This is a genomic window from Cohnella baijiui, from assembly GCF_020731285.1.
In the GTDB taxonomy this organism is placed as follows: domain Bacteria; phylum Bacillota; class Bacilli; order Paenibacillales; family Paenibacillaceae; genus Cohnella.
This window is the reverse complement of the sequence record NZ_JAJFOW010000108.1, coordinates 1-459: the sequence shown is the minus strand read 5'-3', so window position 1 is coordinate 459 and position 459 is coordinate 1. Positions and strand designations below refer to the sequence as shown.

The window sequence follows — 459 nt, the reverse complement described above, 5'->3', positions numbered from 1 at the left end:
CTCGATTACATCAAGTACGGCAAGAGCGGCTCGGCATCCCAGTGGACTTCCTGCATAGGTTCCGCCCAACTCGCCTGGATTGGCTGCATCCATAATTTCCTTGCGTCCGATGACGCCGCTGATCGGGAGACCAGCCCCCATGGATTTGGAGATGGTCATCAAATCCGGTACTACATCAAAATGCTCGACCGCAAACATTTTTCCGGTACGGCTGAAGCCAGTCTGAATCTCATCTGCTACAAATACAATGCCGTGCTGTTTACAAATCTCAGCTACACCCTGTACGAATTTTTTAGAAGGAACAACAAAGCCGCCTTCGCCTTGTACAGGCTCCATCACTACCGCAGCGATTGTTTCCGGTGCCGCGTCGCCAAGCAGGAATGTCTTGAACTCTTGTAGGATGAACTCGTCGTATTGTTCAGCACTCATGCCTTCAGGACGACGGTATTCGTAATGGTA

General features: G+C 50.8%; 1 protein-coding gene. It reads right to left on the bottom strand.

Translation table 11 applies throughout. The annotated features are described in order from the left end of the window. Positions 1-459: aminotransferase class III-fold pyridoxal phosphate-dependent enzyme (locus LKX83_RS31845; RefSeq protein ID WP_227887266.1), on the bottom strand; the 459-nt coding region annotated here is incomplete at both ends.